A 9,865-nucleotide genomic window follows, 5' to 3' on the forward strand; every position below is an offset into this window, starting at 1 on the left:
CGGCGTGGGGCCTCCCCTGTCCGCAGGACCTGAGGATGCACCGGTGGGTGCCGCCCCAGGGGACGACTCCCTTACGTCGCCCGTCCTTGTGCCGGTCATCGTAGCCGCACCCTGCCTGTCGCCACACCCTGTCACCGTGATGTCACTGTGCACGTAGCGGAAACGCAGCAGGAGACCAGAAGGTTCCCCAGATCTTGTACTTCTACACGACTATGCGCACATCGAGTCGGCAACTCCGTGTGAACACCGAACCTTCCCGGCATGGTTGCGTATCGACCCGACGTTCCCCTCATTCCCCTCGCATCCACTGATCCATCACCGTGAGCAGGTGATCGGGGTCGACCGGCTTCGTGACGTAGTCGGAGGCACCCGACTCGATCGCCTTCTCCCGGTCGCCCTTCATGGCCTTCGCCGTCAGCGCGATGATCGGCAGCCCGGCGAACTGCGGCATCCTGCGGATCGCTGTGGTCGTCGCGTACCCGTCCATCTCGGGCATCATGATGTCCATCAGGACGACCGCCACATCGTCGTGCTGCTCCAGCACCTCGATGCCTTCACGGCCGTTCTCGGCGTACAGCACGGACAGGCCGTGCTGCTCCAGGACGCTGGTCAGGGCGAAGACGTTGCGGATGTCGTCGTCGACGATCAGGACCTTCTGGCCGCCGAACCGGATGCCGCGCTGCGTCTTCGGCGCCGGCTGCTGCTCGGCGGGCGTCCACTGCTCCGGCGGCGCGGGGCGCGCCTCCAGCTCGGGCATCCTGCGGCGCCGCCGGAACAGGGCCGCCGGTCCGTTCTGCGTGTCGCGGTACGACTTCACCTCCGCCGGAGTGTCGACCTCCACCTCGGACAGCTCCGACAGGTCGGACGACGACACCAGGTCACCGGCCTCCAGGGCCGGCAGCTGCTGCTGGTAGCCCTGCGGCGGCAGTTCGCTGGGGTGCAGCGGCAGGTACAGCGTGAACGTCGAGCCGCGGCCCGTCTCGCTCTGCGCGTAAATCTCACCGCCGAGCAGCTGGGCGATCTCCCGCGAGATGGACAGCCCGAGGCCCGTACCGCCGTACTTGCGGCTGGTCGTGCCGTCGGCCTGCTTGAACGCCTCGAAGATCACCCGCATCTTGCTGGAGGCGATGCCGATCCCGGTGTCCGTCACGGAGAACGCGATCAGCTCGGCCTCCGGGTCGGTCAGCGACCCGGTCTCCAGCAGCTGCTCCCGGATCCGCTGCGGCACGTCGTCCCGCGCCGGCCTGATGACCAGCTCCACCGACCCCGAGTCGGTGAACTTCACCGCGTTCGACAGCAGGTTGCGCAGCACCTGCAGCAGCCGCTGCTCGTCGGTGTGCAGCGTGGCGGGCAGCTCCGGCGACACCCGTACGGACAGGTCCAGACCCTTCTCCGCGGTCAGCGGGCGGAACGTGGCCTCCACGTAGTCCACGAGCTGCACGAGCGCGATACGCGTCGGGGAGACGTCCATCTTGCCCGCCTCGACCTTCGACAGGTCGAGGATGTCGTTGATGAGCTGGAGCAGGTCGGAACCGGCCCCGTGGATGGTCTCGGCGAACTCGACCTGCTTCGGGGAGAGGTTCCCCTCGGCGTTGTCGGCGAGCAGCTTGGCCAGGATCAGCAGCGAGTTGAGCGGCGTACGCAGCTCGTGCGACATGTTCGCCAGGAACTCGCTCTTGTAGCGCATCGACACGGCGAGCTGCTCGGCGCGCTCCTCCAGGACCTGCCGCGCCTCCTCGATCTCGGTGTTCTTCACCTCGATGTCGCGGTTCTGCTGGGCCAGCAGCTCGGCCTTCTCCTCCAGTTCGGCGTTGGACGCCTGGAGTGCCTTCTGCCGCTGCTCCAACTCCGCCGACCGCTCACGCAGTTGCTCGGTCAGCTCCTGCGACTGCGCCAGCAGCAGCTCGGTCTTGGTGTTGACGGAGATGGTGTTGACGCTCGTCGCGATCATCTCGGCGATCTGGTTGAGGAAATCCTTCTGGATCTGCGTAAAGGGAGTGAAGGAGGCCAACTCGATGACCCCGAGCACGCTGCCCTCGAACAGGACCGGCAGCACGATCACCTGCGCGGGCGGCGCCTCGCCGAGCCCCGAGGAGATCTTCAGATAGCCGCTGGGCGCGTTCTCCACCAGGATCGTGCGCTTCTCCTCGGCGGCCGTCCCTACCAGCGCCTCACCCGGCTGGAACGATGTCGGCATGGAGCCCATCGAGTAGCCGTACGAGCCGAGCATGCGCAGCTCGTACTGGTCGTCGCCCGCGGCGTTCTTGTCCTCGCCGTCGACGAGCGGCATCGCCAGGAAGAACGCGCCGTGCTGCGCGGACACCACCGGCGTCAGCTCGCTCATGATCAGCGAGGCCACGTCCTCCAGGTCGCGGCGGCCCTGCATCAGCGCGGAGATACGGGCCAGGTTGCCCTTGAGCCAGTCCTGCTCCTTGTTGGCGATCGTGGTGTCACGCAGGTTGGCGATCATCTTGTTGATGTAGTCCTGGAGCTCCTGGATCTCCCCGGACGCGTCCACGTCGATCTTCAGATTCAGATCGCCACGGGTCACCGCGGTCGCCACGCGCGCGATGGCCCGCACCTGCCGGGTCAGGTTCCCGGCCATCTCGTTCACGGACTCGGTCAGGTCGCGCCACGTCCCGTCGACGTCACGCACGCGTGCCTGCCCGCCGAGCTGCCCTTCCGTGCCCACCTCGCGGGCGACCCGGGTGACCTCCTCGGCGAAGGAGGACAACTGGTCGACCATCGTGTTGATGGTCGTCTTCAGCTCCAGGATCTCACCGCGCGCGTCGATGTCGATCTTCTTCGTCAGGTCACCCTTGGCGATGGCCGTGGTCACCATGGCGATGTTGCGCACCTGGCCGGTCAGGTTGGACGCCATGCCGTTCACGGACTCGGTGAGGTCCTTCCACGTACCGGCCACACCCGGCACATGCGCCTGACCGCCGAGGATGCCGTCCGTACCCACCTCACGGGCCACCTTGGTGACCTGCTCCGCGAACGAACTCAGCGTCTTCACCATCGTGTTGATGGTGTCGGCGAGCTGCGCGACCTCACCGCGCGCCTCGATGGTGACCTGGCGTGTCAGGTCACCGTTGGCGACCGCCGCCGAGACCTGGGAGATGTTCCGCACCTGCGTGGTGAGGTTCTTGGCCATCAGGTTGACGTTGTCGCTCAGGTCCTTCCAGATGCCCGTGACACCCGGCACGTGCGCCTGTCCGCCCAGGATGCCCTCGGTGCCCACCTCACGGGCCACCCGGGTCACCTGCTCGGCGAAGGAGGACAACTGGTCCACCATCGTGTTGACGGTCGTGACGAGCTCGAGGATCTCGCCCTTGGCGTCGACGGTGATCTTCTTCGACAGATCGCCCCGGGCGACCGCGGTCGTGACCTCGGCGATGTTGCGCACCTGGATGGTCAGGTTGTTCGCCATGCCGTTCACGGACTGGGTGAGGTCCTTCCAGGTGCCGGAGACACCCTGTACCTCGGCCTGGCCGCCCAGGATGCCCTCCGTACCCACCTCACGGGCCACACGCGTGACCTCCTGGGCGAACGACGACAGCTGATCCACCATCGTGTTGAGGGTGTTCTTCAGCTCCAGGATCTCCCCGCGCGCGTCCACGTCGATCTTCTGCGACAGATCACCCCGGGCCACCGCGGTCGCGACCTGGGCGATGTTGCGCACCTGGGCGGTGAGGTTGCCGGCCATGCCGTTCACGGAGTCCGTCAGGTCACGCCACACACCGGCGACCCCGGGCACCTGCGCCTGACCGCCCAGCCGGCCGTCCGTACCCACCTCACGGGCGACCCGGGTCACCTGGTCGGCGAAGGCCGAGAGCTGGTCGACCATCGTGTTGATGGTGTTCTTCAGCTCGAGGATCTCCCCGCGCGCGTCGACGTCGATCTTCTGGGACAGGTCGCCCCGGGCCACGGCCGTCGTCACCTGCGCGATGTTGCGAACCTGGGAGGTGAGGTTCCCGGCCATCGAGTTGACGGAGTCGGTGAGTTCCTTCCAGGTGCCCGACACACCGTCCACCCGGGCCTGGCCGCCGAGACGGCCCTCCGTGCCCACGTCCCTGGCCATCCGGGTCACCTGGTCGGCGAAGCTCGACAGCTGGTCCACCATCGTGTTCACGGTGTTCTTCATCTTGAGCATCTCGCCGGAGACGTCGACCGTGACCTTCTGCGAGAGGTCACCGTTGGCCACCGCCGTCGTCACCTGCGCGATGTTCCGCACCTGTCCGGTGAGGTTCCGGAACGCCGTGTTGACGGAGTCCGTCAGGTCCTTCCACGTCCCGGCCACACCCGGCACCTGCGCCTGACCGCCCAGCTCACCCTCGACACCGATTTCACGTGCCACACGGGTCACTTCTGCACCGAAGGCGGACAGCTGGTCGACCATCGTGTTGACGGTGTTCTTCAGCTCCAGCATCTCGCCGGCCACATTCACGGTGACCTTCTGCGACAGGTCACCGTTGGCCACCGCCGTCGTCACGGCGGCGATGTCCCTCACCTGAGTGGTCAGATTCCGGAAGACCGTGTTCACCGAATCGGTGAGGTCCTTCCACGTCCCCGCCGCACCCGGCACGTTCGCCTGACCACCGAGCCGCCCCTCGGCCCCGACCTCGTTGGCCACACGCGTGACCTCGTCCGCGAAGATCCGCAGCGTCTCGGTCATCTGGTTGATCGTCTCGGCGAGCTGCGCGACCTCGCCCCGCGCCTGCACGGTCACCTTCCGCGACAGGTCACCGTTGGCGACCGCCGTCGTCACCTCCGCGATGCCGCGCACCTGGGCCGTGAGGTTCCCGGCCATGGTGTTCACCGAATCGGTGAGTTCCTTCCACACACCGTCGACCCCGGGCACCTGCGCCTGCCCGCCCAGAGCGCCCTCCGTGCCCACTTCGCGGGCCACCCGGGTCACCTCGGAGGAGAACGCCGACAGCTGGTCCACCATCGTGTTGACGGTGTTCTTCAGCTCCAGCATCTCGCCGGCCACCTGAACAGTGACCTTCCGCGACAGATCGCCCTTGGCGACTGCCGTCGTCACCAGCGCGATGTCCCTCACCTGGGCCGTCAGCCGGTACGCCATCGTGTTGACGGAGTCCGTGAGATCCCGCCACGAACCCGACATGCCACGTACGCGCGCCTGCCCGCCCAGCTTGCCCTCGGTGCCCACCTCACTGGCCACACGCGTGACCTCGTCGGTGAACGTCGACAGCTGGTCGACCAGGTTGTTGACCGTCCGCCCGACCTTCAGGAACTCTCCGCGCAGCGGATGCCCGTTCCCGTCCGGGGCCTGCGTCCGCAACTCCATCCGCGGTGACAGATCACCCTCGGCAACCGCGGACAGCACCCGGCTGACCTCGGAAACCGGCCGCACCAAGTCATCCACCAGGGCGTTCGAGTTGTCGATCGCCGTCGACCACGAGCCCTCGCAGGCCCCGGTCTCCAGCCGCTCGGTGAGCTTGCCCTCACGGCCCACCATCCGCCGCACCCGGGCCAGCTCGCCCGTCAGATGCAGATTGCGGTCGGCCACTTCGTTGAAGACGGCCGCGATCTCGGCCATCACGCCGTCCCCGGACACCGTGAGCCGCTTGCGGAAGTTCCCGTCCCGCATCGACACCAGGGCCGCCATCAGACGGTTCAGGGCTGCCGTGTCCACCTCTGTGGTGCCATTACGCGCTTTGCCCTGGTTACCCGGGGACTGTTTGCCCTGGTTGCTCGGGGACTGTCCGCCTTTCGCGCGCGTCTTCGTGCCACGCGTCGCTGCGCCAGACTCCACTGTGTCCCTCCCGCAGGGGTCGACCGTCACTGCTGTGCTCGGGTACCGCGCTCGGCGTACCAGTTACTACTGCGTATTCTCTGCCCTGCATATCAGGCTCTTGCCAGAGGGCTGCTGCCCGCCGTACGCCTTGGGCACTCAGTTTGCCCGGACCTTCACAAGAAGCTTGCCCAGTGTTTCACCCCGGCCGAACCAGGCCATAACAGTTCGGCAGCTTCGCACATCGTCCGCACACCCTCCGGACGGAAACACTGCAGACCGGCATCCGAATGGACCGCGAAGGTAAGTAACCTTGCATCCGGCTGTCCAGCCGCGCCGGTCCGTCCGGCCTGGGCGGTGGCACGAAGACGAGCGGGCATCGGAGGGGCGGCCGCACACATGACCACCGGACTGATCCCGGGGGGACAGCCCCCGGACCCCCGGCCGACGGGCAGCCTGCCGCAACAGCGGCGCGAGCCGGTCGGTCACGCAGCCCAGCACGTCGAGAACCGGTCAAGGAGTTCTGTGATCACCGCGCGCGCGGCCGCCAGTTTCGAGCCCGTCGGGCGATCGGTCGCGAGCGCCCGCTCCTTCGTTCGCGACACCCTCCAGGGCTGGGGCTTCGCCGACATCGTCGACGACGCCGTGGTTCTCACGAGCGAACTGGTGACCAACGCCGTGGTCCACGCCGGCACCTCCGCCGACCTGCTGTGCCTGCGCAGCGACGAGGGCGTGCGCATCGAGGTGGCCGACCGGTATCCCGAGCGCGAGATCCCGCTCCAGGGCGCGGCCATCAACATGGGCAGCCCCGACCGCGAAGGCGGCCGCGGCCTCCAGCTCTGCGCGGCCCTCGCCGGCCGCTGGGGCGTCGAGTACACCCCCACGCACAAAACCGTCTGGTTCCAACTCGACCTGCCCGCACGCGCGGTCGGCACCCGAGCGGCCGGACCGGCCCTCCCCGCCGACCTCCTCCCCCTCGCCGACGGCCGGGTCCGCGTGGCCGTCATCCAGATCGACCGCACCGGCCACATCAGCGCCTGGAGCGAGGACGCCGAGGAGCTCTTCGGCTACCCGGCCGAGCAGGTCACCGGCAAGCCCCTGACCGACCTCGCGGCCTGGCCGCACACCCCGGGCACCAGCACCGGCATCGCCGAGGCACTCCAGCTCTCCCGCTGGGAGGGCAGTTACGGCATCCGCGCCGCCACCGGCCGCGTCACCCCCGTCTACGCCTCCCACCTGCGCGTCCGCGACACCGGCGGCGAACCGTCAACCGTGTGCCTCCTCGTGAGGGACCACGAAAGGGCCGTTCTGCAGACGCCCCTGCGCGTCCCCGCCTCCGACACCTCGGCCACCTCCGAGGGCCAGGGCACCGACCCCTTCGAGGTGTTCATCGGCTACCCCGCCCCGGACGACCTCGACGGCCTCCTCCAGCGCACAGTGGAGCGCGCCCGCGACATGCTCGACGGCGACTCGGCGTTCCTCCTGCTGGCCACCGACGACGAGACGGAGCTGGAGGTCCGCGCCTCCACAGGCCTGCCCTCGGCACGCCAGCGCTTCGCCCGCGTCCCCGTCGAGGCGGGCCCCGGCCGCTACGGTTCGGCCCGCATGCCGGCCGTCCACGACGACCTGACGGCGGTCCCCGGCGCGGTGCCGTTGCTGAACGGCACGGGCATGCGCTCGATCGTCACGGTCCCGCTGAAGGTCGAGGGCCGCCTCACCGGCTCCCTCGGCGTCGCCGCCGAAGCCCCCGCCAGATACTCCAACGAGGAGGCTCTGCGCCTCCAGTTCGCCGCCGACCGCATCGCACTCGCCGTCGAATCGGCCCGCCTCGGCGAACTGGAACGCCTGCGCCGCGGCTCCCTGAACTTCCTGGTCGAGGCCTCCGACCTGCTCGCCGGCACCCTGGACCGCGACCAGACCCTGGCCTTGATGGCCCAGATGACGGTCCCCACCCTCGCCACCTGGTGTGCCGTCTACACCATCGCCCACCAGGCTTCGGAGCCGTACCTGTCGTACGTCCTGCACGAGGACGAGGAACTCATCGACGGCATCAAGTCCCTGCTGTCGAAGGTCCCCCCGCCCGACCCGGTCCCCACTCCCGGCGCCCGCGTCTGGACGGCCCCCGGCGAAGTGGCCCACCAGGCAGCCCTGCGCAGCTCCATGCGCAGCCTCGGCCTCAGCGGCGGCCCGACCCGCCAGGTCACGCCCGGCATCGGGCCGACCCTGGCCACAGCCTCGGCCGTGGGCGGCGAGACGGTCGTTCTCCCCCTGGTCGCCCGTAACCGCGTCATCGGCATGCTGACCCTCGGCAAGCCGACCGACGAGCACTTCCGCCAGGAGATCCTGGAACTCGCCGAGGACCTCTCCCGCCGAGCCGCTCTGGCCCTCGACAACGCCCGCCTCTACTCGGAGCGCACGGCGATCAGCCAGGCCCTCCAGCGCAGCCTCCTGCCCCCGGAGCTCCCCGTGATCGCGGGCGTCGAGGTCGAGGTCATCTACCGCGCCGCCGGCGAGGGCAACGAGGTCGGCGGCGACTTCTACGACGTCTTCCCCATCAGCGACGGCGCCTACGGCTTCGCCATCGGCGACGTCTGCGGTACGGGCCCGAACGCCGCAGCCGTCACCGGCCTGGCCCGCCACGCCCTGCGTCTCCTGGCCCGCGAGGGCCTCAGCGGCCCGGCGGTCCTGGAACGCCTCAACTCCGCAATCCTCGACGAGGGCGCCCGCAGCCGCTTCCTCACCCTCCTCTACGGCGAGATGCGGCCCCAGGAGGACGGCAGCGCGGAACTGAAGGTCGTCTGCGCCGGCCACCCTCTCCCGCTGCGCCTGCGCCAGGACGGCTCGGTCGAACCCGCGGCCGAACCCCAGCCGCTCCTCGGCGTCATCGAGGACCTGGAGCTCTACGAGCAGACGGTCACCCTCGACCCGGGCGACGTCCTCCTGTGCGTCACGGACGGCGTCACCGAACGCCGCGAAGGCGCCCGCATGCTGGGCGACGACGGCCTCGCCGACGTCCTCACGACCTGCACGGGCCTGACAGCCGGAGCGGTCGCGGCCCGCATCATGCGCGCGGTGGAACGCTTCGCGTCGGACGCTCCGTCCGACGACATGGCGATCCTGGCCATGCGCGTCCCGGGCCTTCACAAGGACTAGGACATGCGAAAGGCCCCACCCGTATGGGTGGGGCCTTTTCTGCTGGAGCCCCCAAGCGGAATCGAACCGCTGACCTTCTCCTTACCATGGAGACGCTCTACCGACTGAGCTATAGGGGCCTGTCGCGTTGCGGTTTCCCGCGCGGCAACGGAATAGATCATACCCCGAACAGACCCGTGCTCCCAACCACGTCAGAAGGCGGGCTGCAGCAGCCCTCCGAGGGCATTGCAGGCGGACACGATCCGCTGCATGTCACGCTTGGTCAGCGCCGCGTCAACCGGCAGCGCCAGCGTCTCGTCAGCGGCTCGCTCCGTCTCCGGGAGGGAAACACACCGCCGGAATTCGGGCAGCCGATGCACCGGGGTCTTCACCGGCACCCGGCATTCAACTCCCTTGGCCCGCACAGCGCGCGCGAAGGCATCCCGGTCCGGTCGCCCGTTGCCCGGAACCCGCACGACGTACTGCTGGTAGGTGTGCCCGTCACCGTCGTCCGGCGTCCGCACTCCCCTCAGCTTCGCGTCGAGGTAGCCCGCGCGCTCCCTGCGCTGAGCTATCTCGTCGTACGGCGCCTCGGACTCTCCCTGTTCCAGCACGAGCAGTCCGTGCCGCGCTCCCAACGTGTGCAACCGCGCGATGTCGGCGAGCCGCCCGAAGCGGTGCACGACAACCACGGCCGCGGTGCGCGGAGTTACCGCCGCTTCCACAGCGACGGCGTCGAGGCAGTAGGTGACAGGATCTATGTCGGCGAACACCGGCATCGCCCCGGCCATGGCTACGGCCTCGGCGACCTCGACGTTCCCGAACGCCGGCACGACGACCTCGTCACCGAGTCCGACTCCGGCGGCCCTGAGCATTGCAGCAGTACCCATGCTTTGGATGCTGAGCGCGCAACGTGAACTTCAAGTGACGCGGAACAAAAAAGGGCCGGTCCCGTAACCAAAGTTACGGGAC

3 protein-coding genes and 1 tRNA gene are annotated in these 9,865 nt (G+C 68.6%); 1 reads left to right on the forward strand and 3 read right to left on the reverse strand.

The genetic code is table 11. From position 1 onward, the window contains the following. Positions 1 to 289 precede the first annotated feature (289 nt). The gene (locus tag ACFT4A_RS21805; protein ID WP_382832528.1) at positions 290 to 5,782 is read right to left on the reverse strand and encodes a HAMP domain-containing protein; all 5,493 of its coding nucleotides are present in this window, start codon (positions 5,780 to 5,782) and stop codon (positions 290 to 292) included. 378 nt (positions 5,783 to 6,160) lie between these two features. On the opposite strand from ACFT4A_RS21805, the gene ACFT4A_RS21810 reads away from it, so the two are divergent. Further along, positions 6,161 to 8,914 (forward strand): SpoIIE family protein phosphatase, encoded by a 2,754-nt coding sequence (locus ACFT4A_RS21810; protein WP_382832530.1) that lies wholly within the window; start codon positions 6,161 to 6,163, stop codon positions 8,912 to 8,914. Between the two features lie 43 nt (positions 8,915 to 8,957). Here the strand turns inward: ACFT4A_RS21810 and ACFT4A_RS21815 are convergent. Beyond that, positions 8,958 to 9,033, reverse strand: a tRNA-Thr gene (locus ACFT4A_RS21815). A gap of 72 nt (positions 9,034 to 9,105) precedes the next feature. Beyond that, complete coding sequence (locus tag ACFT4A_RS21820) at positions 9,106 to 9,768, reverse strand: DegT/DnrJ/EryC1/StrS family aminotransferase (protein ID WP_382832536.1); 663 nt, start codon at positions 9,766 to 9,768, stop codon at positions 9,106 to 9,108. Positions 9,769 to 9,865: the final 97 nt, after the last annotated feature.

It is taken from the genome of Streptomyces sp. NPDC057099 (genome assembly GCF_042671245.1).
Taxonomy (GTDB): Bacteria; Actinomycetota; Actinomycetes; order Streptomycetales; family Streptomycetaceae; genus Streptomyces; species Streptomyces purpurascens.

Bases quoted from the DNA above. Each gene is read 5' to 3' on its own strand.
- ACFT4A_RS21810 (WP_382832530.1), top strand. From the start codon at position 6,161: ATGACCACCGGACTGATCCCGGGGGGACAGCCCCCGGACCCCCGGCCG.
- ACFT4A_RS21820 (WP_382832536.1), bottom strand. From the start codon at position 9,768: ATGCTCAGGGCCGCCGGAGTCGGACTCGGTGACGAGGTCGTCGTGCCG.